Below are 23,709 nucleotides of genomic sequence, written 5' to 3'. Positions count from 1 at the left end.
GGCACGGAAACCGGGGATCCGCCTCCGGCGCCCTGGCCGCGGACTCAGGGGCCTTTGTAGGCTGAAGCCAACGAGATTGGACCCATGGTGATCAGCAATCCGGCCAGCGCCACCAGCCTGAATGCTGTTCCTCTTGTGCCACGGCGACCTGTGGCCCAGGAGATGGAGGCTGAATTGCACCAGGGCCTCTGCAACCATCTGCAGATGGAGCTGATGGCCAGCTACACCTATTTCTCACTCGCCGTGTGGTTCACCCAGCGGGAACTGAATGGGTTTGCCTCCTATGCCAGGGCTGAATCCGATGGCGAGAGGGCCCATGCCGGCCTGTTCGTCGATTACCTGGTCGCGCGGTCTCAGCCGGTGGAGCTCTCCGCCCTGTCCCAGCCCAGGCAGACGTGGACGAATGTCGAGGACGTGCTGATGTCCGTCTTCGAGATGGAGGCGGAAGTCACCACGTCGCTGCAACAGCTTTACAGCCTGGCTGAACGCTGCGGTGACTACCGCAGTTCCATCTTTCTTGACCCGATGATCAAGAGCCAGGTGGATGCCGAGAATGAAGTGGCCCATCTGCTGGCCCAGGTGCGTCACTGCGGCACCGACTTCGGCGCTCTGATGATCCTGGATCAATCCCTGACGGCCGTCGCGGCTGCGGCCTGAGGCCCGGATCGGCCCGCCCCGAGCTGGTCGGCAAAGAGGGCAGCAACAGGGAAGGGATCAATCGCGGCCGCAGCGGCAACGGCCCCCTTTCCAGTTGGAACATTTCTTGCCTTTGCAGCCTTTTCCTTTCGACTTGGCCATGGTCATCACCGGACAAGCCACGCGCTCAAGGCAAGGATCGATCCAGGGGCAACTGTCGTTCACAGGATGACGGGGATGGAAAACTCCTGCACCCATCCAAGCGTCACCCACCCGGGCCCCGCGTGCAGGAGTGACCAGAGCGTGTGATCAATGTTACTCAGGCCTCCCTGCGGCGGCTCCTCTGGTCCCAGCGCAGGGGGGGTGCCGCTCTGACGGAATCGGCTGGATTGAGCGCCTCCCCCACCAGGCCCAGGCGGTCTCTGCCGACAGCCGGCTGATGGGCAGGATCCGCAGGCAGGTCCAGGCAGTACCCCGTGCCGTAGATCGTTTTGATGTAGGCCGGCCGGTGGCGGTCATGTTCCAGCTTTCCGCGCAGATGTCGGATGTGGGTGCGGATGCATTCCACGTCGCTGTCGGGTCCGTAGCCCCAGATCTCCCGCAGCAGCACCTCCCATGGCACCACCTGGCCGTGGCGTTGCAGCAGGCAATGGAGAAGTTCGAACTCCGTGCGGGTGAGGCGCACCGGCAGGCCATGCCAGAGGGCTTCGTAGCGTTCCGGGATCAGGGTGAGAGGGCCATAGCTGAGGACTTCCGGAGCACGCACCAGCTGAGGTGTGGTGGCACGTCCCCGCAGGAGAGCCTTGACGCGGGCCAGGACTTCCTCAGGGGCATAGGGCTTGGTCACATAGTCGTCGGCGCCGGAGGTGAAGCCCCGGACCTTGTCATCGAGGCTGCTCAGGGCCGTCAACACCAGGATGGGTGTCCGGCTCGTGCGCTGATCACGGCGCAGCCGCTGAAGAACGGTGAGGCCATCGATCCCCGGCAGCAACAGATCGATCACGATCAGCTGGGGATTGACCTGCAGGGCCATCGCCTGGCCCCGGTGACCATCATCGGCCTCCGCCACCAGAAAGCCAGCCTCCTGCAACTGGCTGGCCAGGCGATCACGGCCGATCCGTTCATGATCGATGAGCAGAACGAGAACGGACATCGCGGCGGAGCGTGCGTGACCTGGAGAACATCCAGAATGTAGTCAATTTTGCTGATGTCTCCATCCGCTGACAGCCTCGAGCTCCGTCCCTCCTCGGCCGCGTCACTGGGGCATCGTCACGAACTCCTCCGCCACGGTGGGATGGAGTGCCATGGTGCGATCGAAGTCGGCCTTGGTGGCTCCCATGCCGATCGCGATCGCCGCCATCTGAATGATCTCGGCGGCGTGTTCGCCCACCATGTGGCACCCCAGCACCCGGTCTGACGCCACCTCCACCACCAGCTTCAGCAGGCAGCGAGGGCCACGCTGAGGCAGGGCCTGGGCCATGGAGCGGAAGCGGGCCCGGTGGAGGCGAATCCCCTCCGCACCGAAGCGGGCAACGGCCTCCTCCTCGCTCAGCCCCACCGAGGCCAGCTCCGGTTGGCTGAACACGGCACTGGCCACCAGGTCGTGGTTCACCTGGCGGGGTCGTCCGCCGTAGACGCTGTCGGCGAAAGCACGGCCTTCGTCCACCGCCACCGGGGTCAGATTGATGCGGTCGGTGACATCGCCCACCGCGAAGATGTGAGGCACGTTGGTGCGCTGATCGGCATCCACCGGAATGCGGCCGCCGTCCACCGCCACTCCTGCCGCCGCCGGATCAAGTCCGGCCAGGAAGGGTTGGCGGCCCGTGGCCAGCAGCACGCCGCCGCAGCGCTCCTGGCGGCCCTGGCAGGTGCTGGCGATCAGCTCACCCGAATCGCCGGAGATGGCGGTCAGGGTCTGGGCAAAGTGGATGGTGATGCCATCGGCTTCCATGCCCTCATGCACCGCCGCGCTCAATTCCCGGTCGAAGCCCCGCAACAGATGATCCCCGCGCACGAACTGATCCACCTCCACGCCCAGACCGCGCAGGATGCAGGCGAATTCGCAGGCAATGAAGCCGCCACCGACGATCAGGACCCGCTGGGGCAGGCTTTCGAGCAGAAACATGTCATCACTCACCCAGCCCAGCTCGGCGCCGGGAATCGAGGGACGGTGAGGGCGACCGCCCGCAGCGATCAGCACACGCTCGCCACGCAGAACACGCCTGCTGCGCTCCGCGCTGCCCTTGCCCTGCGCACCGCCCACGTCGATGTGATGGTCATCGAGAAAGCGGCCCCAGCCTGACACCAGCTCCACTCCGGCCCGCTCGAGAAAGCCGATGTGCAGCGCATTGAGGCGATCCACTTCGGCGCGCACCGCCGCCAGCAGCCGGGATGGATCACTGTGAGTCCGGCCCACGCTCCAGCCGTAACTGGCCGCATCGGCCAGCAGGTGTCTGTAGGCCGATCCGTACACCAGGAGCTTCTTGGGGACACAACCCCGGATCACACAGGTGCCGCCAACCCGGTCTCCCTCGATCACGGCAACCCGGGCCCCATGGCTGGCGGCGCGCTTGGCGGCCGCCAGACCCCCGGATCCGGCCCCGATCACCACCAGGTCGAAGCGGTCGTGGTCGGCGACGGAGAGGGCATGAGGGCTGGCTGCTGGATCAGCGATGGTGGTCACGGTCAGAGCTGGTGCACTGCCGTCAGGATGGTCGATCGATTGCCGTCCAGTCGTCGCAGCCGCTCAGGAGATGGCAAACTTGGCTCGAAGATTCAGGCGGGGCGTCCGTCAGCAACCGCGATGTTCAACGCCACACGGTTGATGATCGCCGACGTGCAGCAACGTCTGATCACCACCTACCGATCCTCCTACGGCACGCTCAAGCGGGACTACGAGGAGATCATCTCCTGGGCCGCTTCCATGGCCCTGGAGAACATCGCCACAGGTGATGCGTTCTACCACGATGTCGAGCACACCATCCTGGTCACCCTGGTGGGCCAGCACATTCTCTACGGCAAGCATCTGCGCGAGGGCGGCATCACGCCGGATGACTGGCTGCATTTCACGATTTCACACCTCTGCCACGACATCGGCTACATCAAGGGAGTTTGCCGTGACGACAAAGATGGCCACTACGCCACCGGGGTCAACGGGGACTCGGTGAGGCTCAAGGAAGGTGCCACCTGTGCTGCCCTCACGCCCTACCACATCGACCGCGGCAAGCTGTTCATCGAAGAGCGCTTCGGCGGCCACGGGCTGATCGATGCCGAGACGATCAAGCGCAACATCGAACTCACCCGTTTCCCCGTACCTGCTTCCACCGATCATCAGTGCACCACCCACATGCCTGGTCTGGTCCGGGCCTCCGATCTGATCGGCCAGCTGAGTGATCCCCGCTACCTCAACAAGATTCCCGCCCTGTTCTGGGAGTTCGAGGAAACAGGAGTGAACAAAGCGCTGGGCTGTGCCAACCCCGGACAGCTGCTGAAGGCCTACCCCACCTTCTACTGGGGTCAGGTGTTTCCCTACATCAAAAACGCGATTCCCTACCTGGAGCTGACCCAGGCCGGCAAGGACATTCTTGCCAATCTCTATGGCAACATCTTCATGGTGGAACACGACCTGCTGGAGAGTCCCTGAGGAGCGAAGCACCCACGCCGGCCCAAGCGCCTCACGCCGCCAGGAGGTCGTAGCTCACCCCCGGCACCGGATCAATCAGGCGAGAGCCCCCTGCCACGACCCTGGCCGCCGCCTCCATGCTCCCCTTCTGCCAGAGGATTCGGGTGAGAGCTCCCTCGTAGCGCACATCACCGCCGCTGGTGCTGGCCAGAACAACCCTTGGCTGGAAACGCTCCAGCAGCTGCGGCAGCACCTGCATCCCCTTGACGAAGGCCCCGACGAGTGGCAGGCCCAGATCGAGCACCGGCGTGATCACGGCATCAACCGACTGGGACGGGAGGTCAGAGGAGAGGAACCCATGGGGTTCCACGTAGAGACTGCCGGCGGGATGCTGCAGCAGATACCCGTTCTCCACCTGGGGCACCGGAGCGCCGGCGCTGGCCGTGAGCGTCAGCTCCCCGTGGTGAAACCGCTCGCCTGGGGCGAGGCAGTTCACCGCCTGAAAACCCAGTTGGCGGGCCTTGGTGGCGGCAGCGGCCGAACCCACCACCGTCAGGGTCGGATCCAGCAGCGCCAGGGTGTCCGGATGGCAGTGGTCAGGAAGCCCCTGGGTGAGCAGGAGCAGATCCAGCCCTCCGGGCACGGGCCAGGACTGCGGCAGCTCGGCCCGGAAGAACCAGGGACCTGGGGGAAACTCCAGGGGGCCTGTCAGCCAGGGATCCAGAAGGACCCTGCAGCCATCGAAGTCCAGCAACCAGCCGTTGGCGCCGAAATAAGTGGCTTGCAGTGCCATGACGCCAGAGCCCGGAATCCGCTGTGACCTCAGACCTTAGGCAGCGTTGAGGAGTAGGCGTGGCTGGCTTTCGCGGAAGCAGAGTCGCCAGAGCAGCACCCCCATGGCGCCGCCCCGTACCAGGCTGACAATGGCCAGGCCCACGCAGAGCGGGCAGTGGGCAAGACCCATGGAAAACGCTCTCTCGGACAACGGGTTCGTGACTCCAGCCTGACAGCCCCGAGGCGTCCGTGGGGGTCGGCTGCTGGAATACAGGACCAAGCGACACTCCCTCCCGGGACCAGGCAGGCATCGTGCTGCGGCTGAGCGAACTCAGGCTCCCCCTTGATCACACCGACGACGAGCTGCGCCAGGCCGTGCTGAAGCGGCTTGGGCTGCCGGCCCGGAGTCTGCGGGCTCTGAAGCTGGTCAGGCGCAGCGTGGATGCCCGCAACAAGGACGCTATCCGTTTCAGCTACAGCCTCGATCTGGAGGTGGACGATCCCAAGGCCCTGCTGCAGCGCTGGCGCAAGGACCCCCATCTGCGACCGGCCCCCGACACCACCTACCGATTCGTGGCTCAGCTGATGCCTGGGGAGCTACAGCGGCCTGAACGCCCGATCGTGATCGGGGCCGGTCCCTGTGGTTATTTCGCGGCACTCGTGCTGGCCCAGATGGGGCTGCGGCCCCTGCTGCTGGAGCGGGGCAAGCCCATCAAGGAGCGCACGTCCGACACCTTCGGCTTCTGGCGGGGCCAACGGCCCTTCGATCCCGAATCGAACGTGCAATTCGGCGAAGGCGGGGCCGGCACCTTCTCCGACGGCAAGCTATACAGCCAGGTGCGGGACCCCCGTCACCTGGGGAGGAAAGTGCTGGAGGAACTGGTGGCCTGCGGTGCCAACCCCGAGATCCTCACGCTGCACCACCCTCACATCGGCACCTTCAAGCTGGCCACGGTGGTGCGGGGACTGCGCAGCCGCATCGAAGCCCTCGGCGGCGAGATCCGCTTCCGCAGCGAGGTTGTTCGCCTGGAGATCGAGGCAGATCCGGGTGGACGACGGGTCTGTGGCGTCGAGCTCGCCGATGGCTCCTGCCTGCAGGCCCGCCATGTGGTGCTGGCCGTGGGCCACAGCGCCCGCGACACCTTTGCAAGCCTGCACCGCGACGGGGTGCTTCTGGAGCCCAAGCCCTTTTCGATCGGTGTGCGCCTCGAGCATCCCCAGTCGTTGATCGACTCGGCTCGCTGGGGCCCCTGCGCCGGCCACCCTCGGCTGGGGGCGGCGGAGTACAAGCTCGTGCATCACCTCGACGATGGCCGCAGCGTCTACAGCTTCTGCATGTGCCCAGGCGGCCTGGTGGTGGCAGCGGCCTCCGAGCCCGGCCACCTGGTCACCAACGGCATGAGCCAGCACTCACGCAACGAGCGCAACGCCAACAGCGGCATCGTGGTGGGTCTGGAGCTGGAGGATCTGCTCCCCTACGGCCGTGGCCAGGGCGACCCCCTTGCTGGAGTGGCCTTTCAACGCCACTGGGAGGCGAAGGCCTTTGCGCTCGGTGGCGGCAGCTACCGGGCCCCCGTCCAGCGGCTCGATGATTTCCTGGCCGGCCGGGGTAGGAGCCGGCCGCCAGGCTCGATCCAGCCCTCCTACGCCCCCGGAACCACCCCCGCCGATCTGAGCGCCTGCCTGCCGGACTTCGCGGTGGCCGCCCTGCGGGAAGCGATCCCGGCCTTCGAGCGCAGCATTCCCGGCTACGCCATGGGCGAAGCCCTGCTCACCGGAGTGGAAACGCGCACCTCCTCGCCTGTGCGGATCCCGAGAGGGCCTGACCTGCAGAGCCTGAACACCAGGGGCCTCTACCCGGCCGGAGAGGGCGCCGGCTATGCGGGTGGGATCCTCTCTGCCGGCATCGATGGCATCCGGGTGGCTGAGGCGGTGGCCTCCAGCCTGCTCAGGACTGGGCCACAATGCCGCTCCACTGCACCGCCTTGATCTGGTCGCGGCGCCAGGAGTGAAACAGCAGCGGCTCCGCCACCGTGCACAGGGGGCAGAGGCTCAGCTGCTCAGCCCCCAGGCCGGAGTTCAGCAGCTGGGAACGGGCGGCCAGGCGGATGTCGAGGCGGTAGCGATCCTCAGGGGAGCCGGGTGAGGCATCGGGCACCAGTGCTCCGGCCGCCGCCAGGCTGCCCGCGGGATCCTCACCAGAGGCACAACAGGCGTCGCCCACCTGAAGGGCCACGTCCAGCTCCACCTGGTAGGCCTCACCACGTACGGCAGGGCCCAGGGCCACCAGCAGATCGCTGCGCTGGCTGCCTGAGCGCTCCAGCGCGTCGATCGCCGCCGGAAGAATGCCGGTGGCGACCCCGCGCCAGCCGGCATGGCATGCAGCGACCGAACCCCGGACACGATCGGCGATCAGCACCGGGGTGCAATCGGCGCCACAGACCCACAGCGACTGGCCTCCGCCATCGCTGACCAGCCCATCGCCCTCAGGCCAGGGTTCAGCGCCAGCCTCACTGGCGGCCAGCACCCGGGCACTGTGGATCTGACGGGTGCGGTGCACCGAGACACCGGCACTGATGGCGGCTGCCAGTTCCTGGGGACCACGCCCACTCCACTGCCGGGTGAAGAACCCGTGCTCGAACTCCCCCAGCAGGTCGCACTGGAGGACATAGCCGCCATAGGTCCCGACCCAGGTCCAGCCGTCCAGGTCGTTGAAGACGCTGTCGGGTCGATCGAACGGTGGGTCAACGGCTTCAGCCACGGGGCAGGGGCCTCAGCAATCGGGCATGTCACGCAGGAGCCAGAAGCCATCGAAGCGCTCGGATCGCGCCTCGCTCTGCACGGCGATGAACTGCAGGCCAGCGGCAGCCTCGCGTGCCGCCGCGAAGGCTTCCGCCACCTCACTGGCTTCCTTCTCAGCCAGGGTCGCCAGCCGCCAGCGGTCTTCCAGGCCAGCCTCGAGCACCAGGTTGGTGCCCTCCATCTCCAGCCGGGCCGGCTCGAGGCCGGCGATCCAGCCGGCGATCGCCAGGGAGCGGATGCGGCTGAACAGACGCAGACCAGGCACCACCAGGTCCCCGGAAAGCTCCACCGGAAGAGGAAACAGCCCTTCGAAGCCGATCTCCCACTCGGAAGATTCGCGCAGGGCGTCGAGGGGCAGTGAGGCCCAGGCCCAGGAATCCCCCCGGGCCGCCTCCGGCAGGGGCAGGGGAAGCGAGCGGATCGGCTGTGGAGGCGGTGCCAGGGGGCCGGCCATGTACCCCTCTTCGGCGGGGTAGACGTCGCGCTCCCGTTCGCTCAGCCATTCGGCCAGGGCATAACAGCGCCGACTGGGGATGACCTCAAGGCCGACGGCCTCAGCGGCCCGCTGCACCATGGTGCGCATCGTGGCCCGCCAGCAGCGCAACCGCCGCGGAGGCCCCAGACCATGCTCCGCCGCCGCGGCCAGGGCCTCGTTGAGGGCGCCCTGGAGCCAGACCGAGTTGACCGTGCTGGCTGGACAGTTCTTCACCCAGCGGAAGCGGGGGTGGCTGCCCTCACTGGCGGGAGTGGCGGTGATCAGCAGATCCCAGCGCTTCTTGCCGCCGGGATCGAGCACCGGGCGGGAGAAGAAATCCAGTTCCCAGTCGGGGGAAAGCTGAGCACCGTGGGCTGCGGGAGCGGCCTGACTCATCCCGCCTCCTGCTCCTGTTGGCGCAGCAGCAGGCGTGCGCGGTTGGCCCGGTCCTCAGCCTCGGCCATCACCGTCTCCTTGGCCGTGAGCAGCTCGCCGGGCTGGGTCTCGAGCAGAGCGGTGTTGAGGGCAATCCTGCCCCGGGAGGGATCGATCTGGGTCACCAGGGCCTTGAGCCGCTCTCCCTGGCTGAAGACTTCACGGATGTCGCGCAGGTGAACGCCCGTGATGGACGACTGGTGCAGCAGACCGCTCACCCCGCCGAGGTCGACAAAGAAGCCATAGGGCTTGACCGACACCACCTGACCGTCGACCAGCTGACCCACCTCCAGCTCCGCCAGCAGGGACGCGCTGGCGGCCCGCTTCTCGGAGAGCACCAGCTTGCGGGTGTCGGCATTGACCTCCAGGAAGGCCACGGCAAAGGTGGTTCCGACCAGCTGTTCGTGGTTCTCGCCGTTCTGGAGCTGGGACCGGGGGATGAACCCCCTCAGCCCTTCCAGCTCACAGGTGACGCCACCGCGATTGAAACCACTCACCTTCACCTGGACCACCTTGCCGGCGGCCTCGAGCTGCTTGACCTTCTCCCAGCTCTGGCGCAGGGCCAGGGCGCGGGCGCTGATCGTGACCATGCCATCGGCGTTCTGCTCACGGGTGACCAGCACCTCCACGGGCTGACCCTTGGGGAAACGTTCCTTGAGGTTGCCGATCACACCGAGGCCGGCTTCGGCCTTGGGCATGAAACCCGGCGCCTTGCCCCCGATGTCGATGTACACTCCGTCGCTCTCGGCGCTGATCACCGTGCCGGTGACCACGTCCCCGGTGGCGCCCACGGGTTCGTTCTCATCCAGGGCGGCGAGGAAGGCATCCTCATCGAAGTCGAAGTCGTCGACGGTGCGCACCGGCCGTGAGGAGGTGGTCCCTGAAGGGGCTCCACCGGTGGAGCGGCTGGCGCGGCCCTGCCGGGACGCGCCATCGGCGGACCCCATCAGATCGGCCATGGTCATGCCTTCCAGGCTTGCCGTCTCGAAGCGGTCGTCATCACTGATGCTCGCTGCAGCGGCCTGGGGCGAGGCGGCCGGCCTGGGCGCCGCAGCGGCCGCGGCAGCCTCGGGGGCACGGACCGTGGCCTGCTCTTCAGTGGGGGCCTGCTGACTCTTCTGGTCCTCCTCCTCCTTACGGCTCAGATACATCAGCTGGGGAGGCTTGCGCAGCGGAGGCTCCGCCCGGGTTGGAGCCACCGGCTTGGAGCGGGGACCTGCAGGAGGAACGGGACGCTGCGATCCAGCCATGGCCCAGGTGATCTGACAGCAGCACACTGTAAGGATCAGCCCGTGGAGCGGATGGGAGCACCTGCCAAGCACGCCCTCGACGGGCTCAGCTGGATGGCGGCCCAGGAGGCCGCGTCCCGGCCTGGCAGCACCGTGATCTGGCCGTTCGGGGCTGTGGAGCAGCACGGTCCGCATCTGCCCCTGGGCACGGACGCCATCTTTGCCGAACGGATCCTCCAGGCCGTGCTGGAACGCTTGCCCGCAGAGCTGCCCATCTGGCGGCTGCCCTTGTTCCAGCTGGGTTTTTCCCCCGAGCACGGCGCCTTCCCGGGCACCCTCAGCCTGCCGCCCGAGGTGCTGCTCCAGGTGGTGATGGCCGTGGGGGGCGACCTGGCCCGGGCCGGGTTCCAGCGCCTGGTGCTCTTCAACGCCCACGGCGGGCAGATCGCTCTGCTGCAGGTGGCGGCACGGCAGCTGAGGGCTGCCCATCCCCGCCTGGCGGTGATGCCCTGCTTCCTCTGGAGCGGTCCGCCGGGGGTGGCGGCGCTGGTGCCCGAGCCGGAACGCAGCGAAGGACTGCATGCGGCGCTGGCCGAAACAAGCCTGATGCTGCATCTGGCCCCGGAACTGGTGGGGCTGCAGCGTCCGTGGGAGGGGCAGCCCGATCCGGCGCCGCCAGCGGGCTGGAGCCTGGAGGGTGCCGTCCCCACCGCCTGGCTGACCGCCGATCTCTCCGCCAGTGGGGTGGTCGGAGATGCCCGTGGGGCCAGCGCAGCCCTGGGCAAAGACCTCTGTGCAGCCCTGGTGGACGGTTGGGTCACGTTGCTGGGGGATCTGCTCTCCAGCACCTGGCCACCACGCCCCTGAACCATTTCCGGCAGGCCTGGTTACAGTCGCCAGCACTGATCGCTTCGCCGGCAACGCCATGCCCAGCCTTGAGACCACCATCACCGCAGCAGCGACCGGCTCCGCCGCTGCCTCCACGGCTGCCGGCGGCAGCGGTGAACAGGATCTCGGGTTGCCTGATTTCAGCAGCAGCACCTACAAGGATGCCTATAGCCGCATCAACGCGATCGTGATCGAAGGCGAACAGGAAGCTCACGATAACTACATCTCCCTGGGCAGCCTGATTCCTGATCAGGCAGAAGAACTGGCAAGGCTGGCGCGCATGGAGCTCAAGCACAAGAAGGGATTCACGGCATGTGCCAATAACCTTTCGGTGACTGCCGACATGGACTTCGCCAAGGAGTTCTTCTCACCCCTCCATGGCAACTTCCAGGCGGCACTGGCTGAAGGGAAGGTGGTGACCTGCCTTCTGATTCAGGCAATTCTGATCGAGGCTTTCGCCATCTCGGCCTACCATATTTATATCCCTGTCGCTGATCCCTTCGCCCGTAAAATAACTGAGGGCGTGGTCAAGGATGAATACACTCATCTCAACTATGGCCAGGAATGGTTGAGGGCCAATCTGGAGTCCTCCCGTGAGGAACTGGAGCAGGCCAATCGGGTGAACCTGCCTCTGGTGCGCAAGATGCTGGAGCAGGTGGCCGGGGACGCCGCTGTTCTGCACATGGACCAGGAAGATCTGATGGCCGACTTCATGACCTCCTACCAGGAGGCCCTCACCGACATCGGCTTCACCACCCGGGAGATCGCCAGGATGGCCACCGCCGCACTTCTGGGCTGAGCCCTCCAGCCGTGGCAGGATGTGTCGTCGGCCACAACCGTCCCCATTTCGCCCCGCCACAGCTGCATGTTCGGTCTGATTGGTCACTCAACCAGCCTCGAGCAGGCTCGAAGCAAGGCCCTTGAGCTGGGTTTTCCCGAATACGCCGACGGGGACCTCGACCTCTGGTGTGTGGCTCCACCTCAGCTGGTGGAGAACGTCAGCATCACAAGCCCGACGGGCAAAACCATCGAGGGTGCCTACATCGATTCGGTGTTCGTTCCCGAGATGCTCAGCCGCTTCAAGACAGCGCGGCGCAAGGTGCTCAGCGCCATGGATCTGGCCCAGAAGAGCGGGATCGACATCACCGCCCTGGGTGGATTCACCTCGATCATCTTCGAGAACTTCAACCTGCTCAAGACCCAGCAGATCCGCAGCACCGCTCTGGACTGGGGACGATTCACCACCGGCAACACCCACACCGCCTGGGTCATCGCCCAGCAGGTGGAAACCAATGCCCCAGCCCTCGGCATCGACCTGAGCCGGGCGAAGGTGGCGGTGGTCGGTGCCACAGGCGACATCGGCAGTGCCGTCTGCCGCTGGCTCAGTCAGAAAACCGGGGTCGCCGAGCTGCTGCTGGTGGCCCGGCAGCCCCAGCCCCTGCTCGATCTGCAGGCCGAACTGGGCGGGGGCCGCATTCTCAGCCTTGAGGAGGCCCTGCCTGAAGCCGACGTGGTGGTCTGGGTGGCCAGCCTGCCCCAGGGTCTCAGCATCGATCCGGCCAGCCTCAACTCACCCTGCCTGATGATCGATGGCGGCTATCCCAAGAATCTGGACAGCAAGGTGGCCGGTGCAGGAGTGCACGTGATCAAGGGAGGCATCGTCGAGTTCTGGCAGGACATCGGCTGGCAGATGATGGAGGTGGCGGAGATGGAGAATCCGAAGCGCCAGCTCTTCGCCTGTTTCGCCGAAGCCATGCTTCTGGAGTTCGAGGGCCTGCACACCAACTTCAGCTGGGGCCGCAACAACATCACTCTCGCCAACATGGAACTGATCGGTGCGGCGTCCCTGCGCCACGGCTTCCGCTCGATCGGCCTCAATCAGGTTCAGCGGCCACAGCTGGCAACCGTCTGATCGAGCCTGCCATCGTCCGTCGACGATCTCCGTCTCTCCAGCCCTGATCCCTCCAGAGCCATCCCCCTCCCACACCATGGCCCGCCGCCCATTGCTTGATTTCGAAAAGCCCCTGGTGGAACTGGAGGATCAGATCGATCAGATCCGCCAGCTGGCCAGGGATTCCGAAGTGGATGTCAGTCAGCAGCTGCTGCAACTGGAAACCCTGGCGGCCAGACGACGGGAGGAGATTTTTCAGTCTCTGAGCCCCGCGCAGAAGATCCAGGTGGCACGCCACCCCCAGCGGCCGAGCACCTTGGATTACATCCAGGTGATCACCGATGACTGGTTCGAGCTGCACGGGGATCGCCGCGGCTCCGATGACCAGGCCCTGGTGGGAGGCGTCGGCCGCATCGGTGACCAGGGAGTCGTCCTGATCGGCCATCAGAAAGGCCGTGACACCAAGGAGAACGTGGCCAGGAATTTCGGCATGGCCTCCCCGGGGGGTTACCGCAAGGCCCTGCGACTGATGGAGCATGCCGATCGCTTTCGCCTGCCGATTCTCAGCTTCATCGACACGCCAGGCGCCTATGCCGGCGTGCTGGCCGAAGAGCAGGGGCAAGGTGAAGCGATCGCCGTGAACCTGCGCGAGATGTTCCGCCTCCGGGTTCCGGTGATCGCCACGGTGATCGGTGAGGGGGGCTCCGGCGGTGCTCTCGGCATCGGCGTTGCCGACCGCCTGCTGATGTTTGAGCACAGCGTCTACACCGTGGCCAGTCCGGAGGCCTGCGCCTCCATCCTCTGGCGGGATGCAGCCAAGGCCCCGGCCGCCGCCGCCGCCCTGCGCATCACGGCCAACGATCTGCTGCAGCTGGGGGTGATCGACACCGTGCTGAGTGAACCCTCAGGCGGTAACCACTGGGCCCCGCTCCAGGCGGCTGAGACCCTGCGCGCCGCCCTGATGCAGCACCTTCAGGACCTTGGCCGGCTCAGCGAAGCCGAGCTGCTCGAGCAGCGTTATGCCAAGTTCCGGCGCATGGGGAGGATCCTGGAGCCGGAGGCCACAGAAACTGTGGCAAACCCTTAAGGTTCGGGTCGAGACGCAACCTGCTTGGCTTCTGTATTGATCACCGGTGCCTCCAGGGGCATCGGATCCGCTGCTGCCAGCCGTTTCGCGGCTGCTGGCTGGGATCTTCTGCTCCTGGCACGCTCCGGCCGTGATCTCGAACGCGTCGCCGCTCCCCTGCGGGACGCCGGCAGGCGAGTGGAATGGGTGATGGCGGATCTGACAGACGCCGACAGCCTTCCCGGCCACCTGAGTGATCTGCTGGGCCGCGGACTGCAGCCCACGGTGGTGATCAACAACGCCGGGGCTGCTTACACCGGGAAGCTCGCCAGCATGGAGCTGGGTTCATGGCAATGGTTGCTTCAACTCAACCTCACCAGTGTCTTCCAGGTCTGTCAGGCGGTCCTGCCTGGATTACGCCAACAGGGATCGAGCCTGATCATCAACGTGAGCAGCCATGCAGCCAGGAATGCCTTCCCCGAATGGGGGGCCTACTGCACCACCAAGGCGGCGCTGGAATCGTTCAGCCGCTGCCTTGCAGCCGAGGAACGCAGCCATGGCATTCGCGTCTCCACCCTCACCCTCGGCGCGGTCAACACACCCCTTTGGGTGACGGAAACCGTCCACAGCTCCTTCGATCGCCGTGCCATGCTTGATCCCGATCAAGCCGCGGAAGCCTTGCTGTTCCTTGCTCAGCAGCCTCCGTCCCAGGTGGTGGAGGACCTGACCCTCATGCCCGCCTCTGGCGCTTTCTGAGTCTTTCATGACATCCACCATCCCCTCCAACCCTCGCTCCAGGTCGATCGCACCCGACGCGGCCCCGGGCCCTGTCAGTGCGCGCATTCGCGAGCGCCTGATTCAGGCCGGTGTCCCCTTCTTCGCCAACGACAACGTTGCTGATCACCTGCTCGAGGGAGAACTCGACCAGTTGGAGATCGAGGTGGCTGGGAAAGTGCGCGAGATGCTGCGCAGCCTCGTCATCGATATCGACAACGATCACAACACCGAGGAAACAGCAGAACGCGTTGCCCGGATGTATCTCCACGAGGTATTCAAGGGTCGATACCACAAACAGCCGAAGATCGCCAGCTTCCCCAATGTCAAGCATCTGGATGAGATCTACACAGTGGGTCCGATCAGTATCCGATCGGCCTGCTCCCATCATCTGGTGCCGATTCTGGGCAACTGCTGGATCGGGATCAAGCCCGGTGATCGGGTGATCGGCCTCTCCAAGTTCGCCCGAGTGGCGGATTGGGTCTTCTCACGTCCCCACATCCAGGAAGAAGCCGTGATGATCCTGGCGGATGAGATCGAGCGCCTGTGCAAGCCCCAGGGCCTGGCGATCCTGGTCAAAGCCCAGCATTACTGCATGAAGTGGCGTGGAGTCAAAGAACCTCAGACCAGCATGGTGAACTCGGTGGTGCGGGGCGATTTCCGCCACGACCCCAGCCTCAAGCATGAGTTCTTCGAACTGGTGAAGCAGCAACAGGCTCTGCTCAGCACCTGAGCTCATCTCGCACCTGCTGCTGAGCCCTTCACCACGTCCACCAGCGCGCGCACCAGATCGAGGTTCTTCTCGCCTGGGGCGCGCTCAACGGAACTGGAGACATCGAGTCCATCGGGATGAAAGGACGCCACCAGCTCAGCGGCGTTGGCTGGTCCCACGCCTCCGGCCAGCCACCAGGGCAGGGCGGGCCTGAACCCCTCCAGCCAGGCGGGTGGAATCCGCTGACCACTGCCTCCCAGTTGGTGCGGAACCCAGGCGTCCAGCAGAACGGCCTCCGCCACGTTCCGATAGTCGTTGACCCGCTCAAGATCACTGGGGCTGGCAATTCTCAGGGCCTTCCAGATCGCGCAGCCTGTTCTGTCGGCAAGCTCCCGGCAGCGGGCTGGGGTTTCCCGCCCATGCAGCTGTAGCACCTGATGGCCCTGGTCAGGATTCAATTGCGCGCCCAGCTCGTCGCCCGGATCCGCCAGCACCAGCACTCCCCGGCAGCCAGGCCGACCGTCGGACATCGCCTGGAACAGCTCCAGCCGCTGATCGGGGGCCAGCCAGCGCGGGGACGACCGCACCGCGATGACCCCCACGGCATCCACACCGAGTTCGGCCACCGCCCGGGCCTGGGCCGGCTGACGCAGGCCGCAGATCTTCAGCAGAGGGGGGAGCACCACAGGAAGGCCATGGCCACCCTTTCTAGGATCGGCGAAAGACCGCCCGGGATCTGCCTGGGCATCGGCAGGACGGGACCGCGTGGGTGAAGGTTGGCAGCTTTTCAAGATCAGCGGCATCCCGCTGCGCATCCACCCCAGCTGGTTCGTGATCCTGCTGCTGGCCACGCTGGGTTTCGAACAGCAGTACGGCATTCAGCTGGCGGGCCAGGCCTCTGCTGCCAGCCTCTGGCTGCTGGCGCTGGGAACGGCCCTGCTGCTGTTCGTTTCGGTGCTGCTGCATGAGCTGGGCCACTCCCTGGTGGCCATCGCCCATGGGGTGAAGGTGCGCAGCATCACCCTGTTCCTGCTGGGGGGGGTGGCCAGTGTCGAGAAGGAATGCTCCACGGCCATGGCCGCTCTGCAGGTGGCTGCCGCCGGCCCCCTGGTCAGCCTGTTGCTGGCAGGTCTGTTGCTGGGCAGCAGCCATTCGGTCGCCCATCTCTCGCCCCTGCTGGGGGAAATGGTCAGCCAGCTGGGCGTCCTCAACCTGGTGCTGGCCCTGTTCAACCTGCTGCCCGGTCTGCCCCTCGATGGGGGCCTGATCGTCAAGGCGCTGGTGTGGCAGTGGACCGGCAGTCAGCGTCGCGGGGTCCAGGTGGCCGCCGCCATGGGCCGCTTCCTCTCGCTGATGGCCGTGGGAATGGGCACCCTGCTGCTCCTGCGTGGCGGTGGGCTGGGGGCCTTCTGGCTGATCATGCTCGGGTGGTTCGGGCTCGGGGCCTCCAGAAACCAGATTCAGCTGCTGGCGCTGCAGAAAGCCCTCAAGGACCTCAAGGTCAGTGAGGCCGCCCGCCGCCGCTTCCGGGTGCTTGAGGGTGATGCGCCCCTGCGCGAGCTCTCCCGGATGCGTCGTGACGACAGCGACGGCACTCCGGACTGGGTACTCGTCTGCGAGCGGGGGCGCTGGAAAGGGGTGATCGGCGATGACCCCCTGCAGACCCTGCCGGTTCAGCGTTGGGATCAGGAGCGGGTGCTGGACCACATTGAGCCCCTGAGCACCCTTCCCAGCATCCAGCACGATGCACCGCTCTGGCAGGCCGCCCTGCTGCTGGATGAGCCCGGCGTCGATCGCCTGCTGGTGCTGGGTTCGGCGGGCCTGCCGAGCGGCACCCTGGAGCGGCCGGAACTGTCGGAAGTGGTGCTGGCCCGCCTGGGGCTTCGACTGCCGGCACCGTTGCTGGAGGCGGCCAGGCGCCAGGGCACCTACCCCCTCGGGCTGTCCCTGGCCCAGGTGGCCCGGGGGATCGCCGAGAGTGGCGAGGGCTGATTCGCCCCATGCACGGGGGCCGTTCCTCAGGACAGACGAAACCGGTGGCGCCGGCGATCAATCGCCTCCCACTCCTGACCCCCAAGTGGCTCAACCAGCAGCGGCCCCCCCCCCAGGCTGCTGATCAGCGTGCGGCGCAGCTGGCCCTCCAGCGCATCCGCGGACAGTCCTGGAGCCGCGGCTGGAACCGCTGGGGGTGATCCGAACAGCTCCTGCCACAACGCGGATGGTGGGTCGAGCAGCACGCTTCCGTGCTGCAGCAGCTGGCGCCGGCGCCAGAGCTGGGCACTGCCCACCCGCTTGCGGTGATCGCTGTCCACCAGATCAGCCACTGTGCTGCTGGCGAAGCAGTTGTCGGATGGAACCGAGACCCTCTCCAGGCCTGGGCTGAGGGCCAGGCCCAGGGGGGCCATGGCCTGCGCCAGCCAGGTGGCCACCTGGCCGTAGGCGCGATGGCCCCCTGGCTGGCGGGGAGGATCAGGCCAGAGCAGGGCGTAGGTGAGGCTGCCGGCATGGAGCACGGCGCCACCGCCGCTGGGCCGGCGCACCAGCGCCACACGGCCTTGCCGGACTGCGCGACTCCAGGCCGGGGTGATGGCGCGCTGGTGGTGGCCGAGCGAGAGGGTCGGTGTGCTCCAGCTGTACAGGCGCACCGCTCCCTGACCTGGCTTGAGCAGCAGCTGATCCAGCAGCCAGTCGTCGATGGCCATCTGCCAGTCACCGCGCAGGCAGAGGTGGGGGATCCAGCGCCAGCTCGACGGAAATGGGAGTTCAGCAGGGGATGCTGATGGCACCGTGCGGCCGCCGTTCAAACCCGATCATGCTGGGCGATCTGCTGGTGCTGGTGCCCCTCGGTCTGGGGGCGGGGCTGCTCTCGGGGCTGCTGGGCATCGGTGGCGGCCTGGTGTTCTCCCCGATGCTGCTGATGGTGGGCCTTCCGCCCCATCAGGCCCTGGCCACCAGCACCCTGGCGATCGTGCCCACCACCCTGGGGGGGACCTGGGTGCATCTGCGTCAGGGTCGGGTGCTGCCTGCGGAGGGTCTGGCCATCGGCCTCAGTGCCGCCCTGAGCGGGTTGCTGTTCAGTCGGCTGGGGGGACTGCTCAGCGGCTGGCAGCTGCTGGGCCTGCAGTCGCTGATGTATTTGACCCTGACCCTGACGATCTCGCCTCGCCGAGACCATGAGGCTGAAGCATCGCCAAAGCCACCAGCCTTGATGGCTCTGGCCCTGGTGGGCTGCGTGGCCGGCCTGGCCGGAGGACTGCTGGGGGTGGGCGGGGGCCTGTTGATGGTCCCCCTGATGATGGGGAGCCTGAAGCTGCCGGTGCGCGAGGCCATCCGCCTCAGCACCCTGGCTGTGCTCTGCTCCTCGTCGGCAGCGTCGGTCACCTTCCTGATCGGGGCGAAGGCCCAGGGATCCATCGCCCTCACCCTTGGTGGAGCAGCGTCTGTGGCAGCCCGCTGGTCTGCCGCGCGGCTGGAGCGGGTGCCGGAGACCCTGCTGGTGCAACTCCTGCGCGGGCTCACGGGCCTGCTGGCCCTCGACAGCGGACGGCGGGCCCTCAGCCTCCTGCTGGGCTGATCGTCTCCCAGAACCCTGGATCGAGCTCGAAACCCAGCACCGCGGCCATCTGAGCGAGACCCTGGCGGCAGTTCAGACCCCGCTCGTGGCTCCAGTGATCCAGCAGAAAGCAACGCTGGGTGATCCAGAGCTCGAGACTCTCCGGTGCGAAGCGGATCCCCTCCTGGCGGCTGAAGCCATGGGGCAGAAGCATCGCCACGTGACGACAGAGCTGGCCACTGCTGCGGTCGAGCACCAGGGGCAACCAGGGGTGAAGCGCATCGGCCCGCAGACTCCAGAGACGCAGTTCAGGCAGTTCGGAGAGCTCGCGGGGATCGTCCGGCTGACGGGGCCAGTCGAAATCGAGGACCAGAGCTCCGGTGGCGGCCAGCAGCTCGGCCGGAGAACAGGTGCTCCAGGGCTTCAGCGACGAGAGATCAAGAGCGCGGACACTCTCAGCGGACACGGAGAGGCTGGAAGGAGGTTGGGCCATCAAGAGCTGTGACAGCCCGATGCCATCACGTGGCGTCGGGCGGAACGGAGCCGAACAATGGTGGCGACATCCGTTTCCCATCGTTGGCCATGGTCACAACACTCAGCCAGGCAGAGGTTCTGATCGCCCTGGTGGTCGCCGCCCACGCCGGCATTCTGGCGATTCGTCTCAGCGTCAGCCTCTACCGGGCCTGAATCAGAGGCTCGCCCTTGGCAGTTCGCACCTGAACTGCTAGAAGCGGGCCATCACTTCTCCTTCTCCCCCTTGTCCGCCGCGCAGCAGCTCAGGCCCGTCTCCGCACCAAGGCGTCAGGCGACATCCAGGCGACGGCCAGCCCCGCGCACATCCGCCGCACCACCCATCAGCGCAGCTGAGGCGGTGGCCATTCATCAGGGATCAACCGACAGGCAGGAGCTGCTCTGCGGTGTGATTGGGCTCAGCGTCAAACTGGGCATGACCCTGCTGGCTGGCCTCAGCCTGGTTCATCTGGCTGGGGCCTACCAGCATCGTCTGAACCAGCACGACGAACTGAGTGCCATTCTTCAGATCGAACAAGCCAAATTGCAGAAGGCGCAGAAGCGCTTCGATCAACTCTTCGTCACCACCGGTGAGCAACAGCTGATCCGCGAACAGGATCAGTGGATCGCCCCCAACCGACTACGGGTGGTGTGGAACGACCCCATCGAATCCAAGCCCTCCGCGGCACCTGCCGGCAGACCCCTGATCAGCACTCAGCCCCTTCCTGCCCAGGGTCAGCGCTGAACTCAGCCGGGAGCATCCGTTGGTGACGGTTGAATCAAGGATCAAGGCACTGAAATTCCTGCGGTGGTCTCCCTCCAGGTTGAGTTTCTGACCAAGCAGAACGGGTCAACCAGCACCTGTTCAAGCTTCACGCCTTGATTCCGCTTGACTGGAAGCATCACGACCCGGAGCAACAGGACGTCGAACGATTCCACAGGGATGTCATCGGTTGTTTCCGTTGAACGTGACCTTGTGTTGAACTTCGCTCCGCACTCGGCACTGGTCGCTGGCCTTGTCCTTAGGTTGAGGCCCCCCGAACCGCCGCGCCCCGATGGCGTCAGCTTCCAGCGCTCCCACCCCGTCAAGCTCCTCTAGCCCCGGCATGGGCAGCGGTGGCCAGAGCGGAACTGTGATGATCACCGGAGCCTCCTCCGGCGTGGGCCTGTACGCCGCCAAAGCTCTGGCCCAGCGCGGCTGGCATGTGGTGATGGCCTGCCGCGATCTGGCCAAGGCCAAGGCAGCAGCCAGTTCTCTGGAGATACCTGAGAGCTCCCTCACCCACCTGCAGGTGGATCTGGGTGATCTCGAGAGTGTGCGCCGGCTGGTGAACGCCTTCCATGCCACCGGCCGCAGCCTCGACGCCCTGGTCTGCAACGCTGCGGTTTACAAACCACGGCTGAAGCAACCTGAGCGCTCGCCCCAGGGCTACGAGATCTCAATGGCTACCAACCATTTCGCGCATTTCCTGCTGATCCAGTCCCTGCTCGACGACCTGATGAAGTCGAGCCATCCTTCGCGCAGGTTGGTGATCCTTGGGACGGTCACGGCCAACTCCAAGGAACTGGGAGGCAAGATTCCGATCCCGGCCCCCGCAGACCTGGGGAACCTCTCAGGTTTCGAGGCAGGCTTCAAGGCGCCGATCAGCATGGCCAGCGGCAAGACCTTCAAGCCCGGCAAGGCCTACAAGGACAGCAAGCTCTGCAACATGATCACCACCCAGGAGCTGCATCGCCGTCTGCACGGCTCCACGGGCATCATTTTCAGCTCGCTCTATCCCGGCTGCGTGGCCGACACGCCCTTGTTCCGCAACACCCCGAGGGCCTTTCAGACCATCTTCCCCTGGTTCCAGAAGAACATCACCGGCGGGTATGTGAGCCAGGAGCTGGCCGGTGAGCGGGTGGCCCAGGTGGTGGCGGATCCGGCCTTCGCCGTATCGGGAGCGCACTGGAGCTGGGGCAACCGCCAGAAGGCGGATGGTCAACAGTTCATCCAGGAACTCTCGGAGAAGGCCAGCGATCAGGCCACCGCAAGCCGGATGTGGGATCTCACCATGAAGCTTGTTGGTCTGGGCTGAGTCCGGCGCTCCAGCCTTGCTAGTGATGGGTTGATTCAGACGATTGAAGGAGATCGCATGTCGCGCCTTCTGCGCTGGGTGATAGGGATCATCCTGGCTGTTTCACTGATTGGTGGGGCAATCCTGCTCCTGCCATTCTCCCCCTGGCTGCCTGGTGGCACCGTTGCCGAGATCTCAACCCGTGAGGTGGTCAACGGCACTGAGTTCAATGCGCTGTTCCCCAGTGCAGTGCCCGGAGAGTCGCTGGTCTTCACCCAGGAGAAGCGGGGATTCAGTGAGGCCAAGCTCAAGCGCGACGGTCAGGTGACGGCCCTGCTGGCTATCTCCGACACCATCACGGCACCGGAGGCCCGGACCAAGTTCGCAGCCGTCCAGACCCGGCTGAAGGGGTGGCCTCTGGTGGATCAGGGGGCCCAGGCCAGCGCCCTTCTCGTCGCCGACCGCTTCCAGGTCAAGGTGATCGGGCAGGGATCGGGGCTCGAACCCGAGCGCCGGCATGAATTGCTTGGCGCTTTCGATCTCCAGGCCCTGGCGGCACTTCAGCCCGCCGCCTCCCGCGGGCGGCTCACCAAGGCCGCTGAGCCCCGCCGCCTGCCCCCCGCCAGCAGTGAACAGCTGTCCCAGCTCGAACTCAAATCCGCTGCTCTCCAGCACGCCTCATGAGCCGCACCGTCCTCGAGCGCCTCGAGCGCCTGCCCCGCCGGGATCTCACCGTGCTGTCCCTCAAGGGCATCAGCACCCTCGTGCCCGGCGGCTGGAGCAACCTCACCAGCGCTGACACCCTGATCTGCGAAGTGATCGGCAGCGATGATCCCGAACTGGTGCGCCAGGTGCGGGCGCGCGCCGATCAGCTCAGCCGCGCCCGTCATGAGGGTTACGAGAGGGCCCTGAGCCTTTACGACGCCGTGAATCGCTCCCAGCACGCCACCGGCGGGCTGCGGGTGCTGGCCAACGTCACAGCAGGCGTGCCGCTCCTCAAGCGGATCGCCAGCGTCACCCCACCTGGTGACACCCTCCAGGCGGTGGATCTGAGCCTGAAGGTGGGGGCCGAGCTGCTCGCCTTCACCCAGGTGAACGGACTCCCCGGCGACAGCTTCGCCGACTTCGGCGCCGCCTTGGCGGACTACGCCGGCGAAGCCAGGGTGCGGATGGCGGCCCTGGTCTGCTTCGACGGGCTGCTGCCGCTCGGGGATCAGGCCCTCTCCCGCCTCGATGGGCTACTGGGTGCGGCCGGCAGCGGCGATCTGCGCAAGTTGCCGGCCTACGGACGGATGGCCGCGCTGATTCCAGGCCGCAGCGACTCGGATCACATGAATTTTCTGCGCCGCGGTGTCGACCAGTGGCTCGGATGGGCCGGCGGATTCGTCAGTCAGCTGGGTCTAACCGGCCAGAAGGCCGTCCAGGCGCTTGAATCTACGCTCGGTCCCTGGCAGGGGCGGATGGATCAGCTGGCCGCGTTTCTGGATGCCTTCACCGACACCTACGCCCACACCGGCGTGCAGGCCGTGGCACGACGGCTGGTGGAGCGCGCTGCCGCCGAAATCTGATGCGCTGAACGGAGGGACGCCGCAGCGACAATGTGGAGGATTGCCGAGGCGGTCCTTCAGTGGCCGTGGTCGGGGGTGTTGGAGTGCCTGCACCGAGCAGCACCCAGGCCACGCGGCAAAGGTCTTCGCCCGAGGAGCATCAGCTCGCCGACTTCGTCTCAGTGGTGCTCGACGACACCGAGGACAGCTGGAGCGAGCAGTTCGAGCGCATCGGGGCGGCCTACAGACCTCCGAAGCTGGTGTTTGTTCAGTGATGGAGTGAGCTCAGCCTGCGGCAATGCCCAGGCCGCCATTCGCCCAGGCCTATGTGATCGCCCATGAGGTGGGCCACCACGTTCAGAAGCAGCTGAGTATTGAACGTCAGCTGAGGAAGGCCCAGCAGGGGCTGGCCCAAGCTCAGTCCAACCAGCTCTCGGTGCGCATGGAGCTCCAGGCCGACTGTCTTGCCGGTGTTTGGGCACATCAGACAGAACAACAGCAGCGGACCCTGGAGGCGGGCGATCTGGAGGAGGCGCTCAATCAATGCCGCCAGACGCATCGGCGACGACACCCTGCAACGTGAGAGCAGCGGGCGGGTGCGCCCCGACAGCTTCACCCACGGCACGGCTGCCCAGCGACAGCGTTGGTTTCTCACTGGCTTCCGCAGCGGCACCATGACCAGCTGCGACACCTTCAGCGCTCGCCAGCTCTGAGCTCGGGAGTGAAGCTGGCCCGAGC

29 protein-coding genes are annotated in these 23,709 nt (G+C 66.1%); 19 read left to right on the top strand and 10 right to left on the bottom strand.

From position 1 onward, the window contains the following. Positions 1-84 precede the first annotated feature (84 nt). Entirely contained in the window at positions 85-657 is a 573-nt protein-coding gene (locus I1E95_RS00220) for a ferritin (protein WP_197164290.1), read from the top strand. 298 nt (positions 658-955) lie between these two features. Here I1E95_RS00220 and I1E95_RS00215 read toward each other — a convergent pair whose 3' ends face one another. Beyond that, positions 956-1,789, bottom strand: a complete 834-nt coding sequence (locus I1E95_RS00215) for a response regulator transcription factor (RefSeq protein ID WP_197164288.1) — start codon at positions 1,787-1,789, stop codon at positions 956-958. A 102-nt stretch (positions 1,790-1,891) separates the two neighbouring features. Beyond that, positions 1,892-3,310, bottom strand: a complete 1,419-nt coding sequence (gene gorA, locus I1E95_RS00210; RefSeq protein ID WP_197166876.1) for a glutathione-disulfide reductase — start codon at positions 3,308-3,310, stop codon at positions 1,892-1,894. Between the two features lie 129 nt (positions 3,311-3,439). Between gorA and I1E95_RS00205 the strand changes: the two genes are divergently transcribed. Further along, entirely contained in the window at positions 3,440-4,279 is an 840-nt protein-coding gene (locus I1E95_RS00205; RefSeq protein ID WP_197164286.1) for an Npun_R2479 family HD domain-containing metalloprotein, read from the top strand. A gap of 31 nt (positions 4,280-4,310) precedes the next feature. Here I1E95_RS00205 and I1E95_RS00200 read toward each other — a convergent pair whose 3' ends face one another. Together I1E95_RS00200 and I1E95_RS17080 are read right to left on the bottom strand one after the other, a co-directional pair. After that, on the bottom strand, positions 4,311-5,051 hold the full coding sequence (locus tag I1E95_RS00200) for an MBL fold metallo-hydrolase (protein ID WP_197164284.1): 741 nt from the start codon (positions 5,049-5,051) through the stop codon (positions 4,311-4,313). Positions 5,052-5,087: 36 nt separating this feature from the next. After that, positions 5,088-5,222 carry a hypothetical protein gene (locus I1E95_RS17080; protein WP_255518516.1) on the bottom strand — a complete coding sequence of 45 codons (135 nt, stop codon included), beginning with the start codon at positions 5,220-5,222 and terminating at the stop codon, positions 5,088-5,090. A gap of 122 nt (positions 5,223-5,344) precedes the next feature. Here I1E95_RS17080 and I1E95_RS00195 point away from each other — a divergent pair, with 122 nt between their 5' ends. Beyond that, on the top strand, positions 5,345-7,021 hold the full coding sequence (locus I1E95_RS00195; RefSeq protein ID WP_197164257.1) for an NAD(P)/FAD-dependent oxidoreductase: 1,677 nt from the start codon (positions 5,345-5,347) through the stop codon (positions 7,019-7,021). Here I1E95_RS00195 and pgeF read toward each other — a convergent pair. The 3 genes from pgeF to I1E95_RS00180 are packed head-to-tail and all read right to left on the bottom strand — an operon-like array spanning position 6,981 to position 9,994. After that, a complete protein-coding gene (gene pgeF, locus I1E95_RS00190; protein ID WP_197164255.1) occupies positions 6,981-7,793 on the bottom strand; it encodes a peptidoglycan editing factor PgeF in 813 nt (270 codons plus the stop codon). The two genes, I1E95_RS00195 and pgeF, sit on opposite strands and share 41 nt — an antisense overlap. Before the next feature lie 12 nt (positions 7,794-7,805). Beyond that, the gene (locus tag I1E95_RS00185) at positions 7,806-8,705 is read right to left on the bottom strand and encodes a Tab2/Atab2 family RNA-binding protein (RefSeq protein ID WP_197164253.1); all 900 of its coding nucleotides are present in this window, start codon (positions 8,703-8,705) and stop codon (positions 7,806-7,808) included. Then, positions 8,702-9,994 carry a S1 RNA-binding domain-containing protein gene (locus I1E95_RS00180; protein WP_197164251.1) on the bottom strand — a complete coding sequence of 431 codons (1,293 nt, stop codon included), beginning with the start codon at positions 9,992-9,994 and terminating at the stop codon, positions 8,702-8,704. The genes I1E95_RS00185 and I1E95_RS00180 overlap by 4 nt, the downstream gene beginning before the upstream one ends. Positions 9,995-10,045: 51 nt before the next feature. Between I1E95_RS00180 and I1E95_RS00175 the strand changes: the two genes are divergently transcribed. The 6 genes from I1E95_RS00175 to folE all read left to right on the top strand — a co-directional run bounded on the left by I1E95_RS00175 (position 10,046) and on the right by folE (position 15,325). Continuing rightward, positions 10,046-10,840 carry a creatininase family protein gene (locus I1E95_RS00175; protein WP_197164249.1) on the top strand — a complete coding sequence of 265 codons (795 nt, stop codon included), beginning with the start codon at positions 10,046-10,048 and terminating at the stop codon, positions 10,838-10,840. 58 nt (positions 10,841-10,898) lie between these two features. Beyond that, on the top strand, positions 10,899-11,660 hold the full coding sequence (locus I1E95_RS00170; protein WP_231594736.1) for an aldehyde oxygenase (deformylating): 762 nt from the start codon (positions 10,899-10,901) through the stop codon (positions 11,658-11,660). A 66-nt stretch (positions 11,661-11,726) separates the two neighbouring features. Beyond that, complete coding sequence (locus I1E95_RS00165; protein WP_197164247.1) at positions 11,727-12,773, top strand: long-chain acyl-[acyl-carrier-protein] reductase; 1,047 nt, start codon at positions 11,727-11,729, stop codon at positions 12,771-12,773. Positions 12,774-12,849: 76 nt separating this feature from the next. Then, positions 12,850-13,839 (top strand): acetyl-CoA carboxylase carboxyltransferase subunit alpha, encoded by a 990-nt coding sequence (locus tag I1E95_RS00160; protein ID WP_197164245.1) that lies wholly within the window; start codon positions 12,850-12,852, stop codon positions 13,837-13,839. Positions 13,840-13,863: 24 nt separating this feature from the next. Next, the gene (locus tag I1E95_RS00155; protein ID WP_197164243.1) at positions 13,864-14,574 is read left to right on the top strand and encodes an SDR family oxidoreductase; all 711 of its coding nucleotides are present in this window, start codon (positions 13,864-13,866) and stop codon (positions 14,572-14,574) included. 7 nt (positions 14,575-14,581) lie between these two features. Continuing rightward, a complete protein-coding gene (gene folE / locus I1E95_RS00150; RefSeq protein ID WP_197164242.1) occupies positions 14,582-15,325 on the top strand; it encodes a GTP cyclohydrolase I in 744 nt (247 codons plus the stop codon). Between the two features lie 2 nt (positions 15,326-15,327). On the opposite strand, the gene I1E95_RS00145 is transcribed toward folE, so the two are convergent. After that, positions 15,328-15,987, bottom strand: coding sequence for a phosphoribosylanthranilate isomerase (locus I1E95_RS00145; protein WP_322781451.1), 660 nt, complete (start codon positions 15,985-15,987; stop codon positions 15,328-15,330). An 82-nt stretch (positions 15,988-16,069) separates the two neighbouring features. Here I1E95_RS00145 and I1E95_RS00140 point away from each other — a divergent pair, with 82 nt between their 5' ends. Continuing rightward, a complete protein-coding gene (locus I1E95_RS00140) occupies positions 16,070-17,296 on the top strand; it encodes a site-2 protease family protein (RefSeq protein WP_197164238.1) in 1,227 nt (408 codons plus the stop codon). 26 nt (positions 17,297-17,322) lie between these two features. Here the strand turns inward: I1E95_RS00140 and I1E95_RS00135 are convergent, their stop codons facing one another. Continuing rightward, on the bottom strand, positions 17,323-18,090 hold the full coding sequence (locus I1E95_RS00135) for a lipoate--protein ligase family protein (protein ID WP_231594734.1): 768 nt from the start codon (positions 18,088-18,090) through the stop codon (positions 17,323-17,325). A 26-nt stretch (positions 18,091-18,116) separates the two neighbouring features. On the opposite strand from I1E95_RS00135, the gene I1E95_RS00130 reads away from it, so the two are divergent. Continuing rightward, a complete protein-coding gene (locus I1E95_RS00130; protein ID WP_197164236.1) occupies positions 18,117-18,878 on the top strand; it encodes a sulfite exporter TauE/SafE family protein in 762 nt (253 codons plus the stop codon). Here I1E95_RS00130 and I1E95_RS00125 read toward each other — a convergent pair. Further along, complete coding sequence (locus I1E95_RS00125) at positions 18,859-19,350, bottom strand: CRR6 family NdhI maturation factor (RefSeq protein WP_197164234.1); 492 nt, start codon at positions 19,348-19,350, stop codon at positions 18,859-18,861. The two genes, I1E95_RS00130 and I1E95_RS00125, sit on opposite strands and share 20 nt — an antisense overlap. 89 nt (positions 19,351-19,439) lie before the next feature. On the opposite strand from I1E95_RS00125, the gene psaM reads away from it, so the two are divergent. The 8 genes from psaM to I1E95_RS16670 all read left to right on the top strand — a co-directional run bounded on the left by psaM (position 19,440) and on the right by I1E95_RS16670 (position 23,684). Then, positions 19,440-19,544 (top strand): photosystem I reaction center subunit XII, encoded by a 105-nt coding sequence (psaM, locus tag I1E95_RS00120; protein ID WP_197164232.1) that lies wholly within the window; start codon positions 19,440-19,442, stop codon positions 19,542-19,544. Between the two features lie 184 nt (positions 19,545-19,728). Continuing rightward, positions 19,729-20,112, top strand: a complete 384-nt coding sequence (locus I1E95_RS00115) for a hypothetical protein (RefSeq protein WP_231594733.1) — start codon at positions 19,729-19,731, stop codon at positions 20,110-20,112. 361 nt (positions 20,113-20,473) lie between these two features. Next, entirely contained in the window at positions 20,474-21,445 is a 972-nt protein-coding gene (locus tag I1E95_RS00110) for a protochlorophyllide reductase (protein WP_197166869.1), read from the top strand. Between the two features lie 57 nt (positions 21,446-21,502). Further along, positions 21,503-22,108, top strand: coding sequence for a hypothetical protein (locus I1E95_RS00105; RefSeq protein ID WP_197164230.1), 606 nt, complete (start codon positions 21,503-21,505; stop codon positions 22,106-22,108). Then, positions 22,105-22,992, top strand: coding sequence for a hypothetical protein (locus tag I1E95_RS00100; RefSeq protein ID WP_197164228.1), 888 nt, complete (start codon positions 22,105-22,107; stop codon positions 22,990-22,992). The genes I1E95_RS00105 and I1E95_RS00100 overlap by 4 nt, the downstream gene beginning before the upstream one ends. A gap of 83 nt (positions 22,993-23,075) precedes the next feature. Further along, a complete protein-coding gene (locus I1E95_RS17075) occupies positions 23,076-23,246 on the top strand; it encodes a neutral zinc metallopeptidase (protein ID WP_255518515.1) in 171 nt (56 codons plus the stop codon). A 23-nt stretch (positions 23,247-23,269) separates the two neighbouring features. Next, on the top strand, positions 23,270-23,554 hold the full coding sequence (locus I1E95_RS17070; RefSeq protein ID WP_255518514.1) for a neutral zinc metallopeptidase: 285 nt from the start codon (positions 23,270-23,272) through the stop codon (positions 23,552-23,554). Beyond that, a complete protein-coding gene (locus I1E95_RS16670; protein ID WP_231594732.1) occupies positions 23,442-23,684 on the top strand; it encodes a neutral zinc metallopeptidase in 243 nt (80 codons plus the stop codon). The genes I1E95_RS17070 and I1E95_RS16670 overlap by 113 nt, the downstream gene beginning before the upstream one ends. Positions 23,685-23,709: the final 25 nt, after the last annotated feature.

This window comes from Synechococcus sp. CBW1107, assembly GCF_015841355.1.
In the GTDB taxonomy this organism is placed as follows: Bacteria; Cyanobacteriota; Cyanobacteriia; order PCC-6307; family Cyanobiaceae; genus Regnicoccus_A.
Note: the sequence above shows the minus strand (reverse complement) of the source record. Positions and strands in the feature narration are given on the sequence as shown.

Bases quoted from the DNA above. Each gene is read 5' to 3' on its own strand.
- I1E95_RS00220 (WP_197164290.1), top strand. From the start codon at position 85: ATGGTGATCAGCAATCCGGCCAGCGCCACCAGCCTGAATGCTGTTCCT.
- I1E95_RS00215 (WP_197164288.1), bottom strand. From the start codon at position 1,789: ATGTCCGTTCTCGTTCTGCTCATCGATCATGAACGGATCGGCCGTGAT.
- I1E95_RS00205 (WP_197164286.1), top strand. From the start codon at position 3,440: ATGTTCAACGCCACACGGTTGATGATCGCCGACGTGCAGCAACGTCTG.
- I1E95_RS00200 (WP_197164284.1), bottom strand. From the start codon at position 5,051: ATGGCACTGCAAGCCACTTATTTCGGCGCCAACGGCTGGTTGCTGGAC.
- I1E95_RS17080 (WP_255518516.1), bottom strand. From the start codon at position 5,222: ATGGGTCTTGCCCACTGCCCGCTCTGCGTGGGCCTGGCCATTGTCAGC.
- I1E95_RS00185 (WP_197164253.1), bottom strand. From the start codon at position 8,705: ATGAGTCAGGCCGCTCCCGCAGCCCACGGTGCTCAGCTTTCCCCCGAC.
- I1E95_RS00180 (WP_197164251.1), bottom strand. From the start codon at position 9,994: ATGGCTGGATCGCAGCGTCCCGTTCCTCCTGCAGGTCCCCGCTCCAAG.
- I1E95_RS00175 (WP_197164249.1), top strand. From the start codon at position 10,046: ATGGGAGCACCTGCCAAGCACGCCCTCGACGGGCTCAGCTGGATGGCG.
- I1E95_RS00170 (WP_231594736.1), top strand. From the start codon at position 10,899: ATGCCCAGCCTTGAGACCACCATCACCGCAGCAGCGACCGGCTCCGCC.
- I1E95_RS00165 (WP_197164247.1), top strand. From the start codon at position 11,727: ATGTTCGGTCTGATTGGTCACTCAACCAGCCTCGAGCAGGCTCGAAGC.
- I1E95_RS00160 (WP_197164245.1), top strand. From the start codon at position 12,850: ATGGCCCGCCGCCCATTGCTTGATTTCGAAAAGCCCCTGGTGGAACTG.
- folE (WP_197164242.1), top strand. From the start codon at position 14,582: ATGACATCCACCATCCCCTCCAACCCTCGCTCCAGGTCGATCGCACCC.
- I1E95_RS00130 (WP_197164236.1), top strand. From the start codon at position 18,117: ATGCTGGGCGATCTGCTGGTGCTGGTGCCCCTCGGTCTGGGGGCGGGG.
- I1E95_RS00125 (WP_197164234.1), bottom strand. From the start codon at position 19,350: ATGGCCCAACCTCCTTCCAGCCTCTCCGTGTCCGCTGAGAGTGTCCGC.
- psaM (WP_197164232.1), top strand. From the start codon at position 19,440: ATGGTCACAACACTCAGCCAGGCAGAGGTTCTGATCGCCCTGGTGGTC.
- I1E95_RS00110 (WP_197166869.1), top strand. From the start codon at position 20,474: ATGGGCAGCGGTGGCCAGAGCGGAACTGTGATGATCACCGGAGCCTCC.
- I1E95_RS00105 (WP_197164230.1), top strand. From the start codon at position 21,503: ATGTCGCGCCTTCTGCGCTGGGTGATAGGGATCATCCTGGCTGTTTCA.
- I1E95_RS00100 (WP_197164228.1), top strand. From the start codon at position 22,105: ATGAGCCGCACCGTCCTCGAGCGCCTCGAGCGCCTGCCCCGCCGGGAT.
- I1E95_RS17070 (WP_255518514.1), top strand. From the start codon at position 23,270: ATGCCCAGGCCGCCATTCGCCCAGGCCTATGTGATCGCCCATGAGGTG.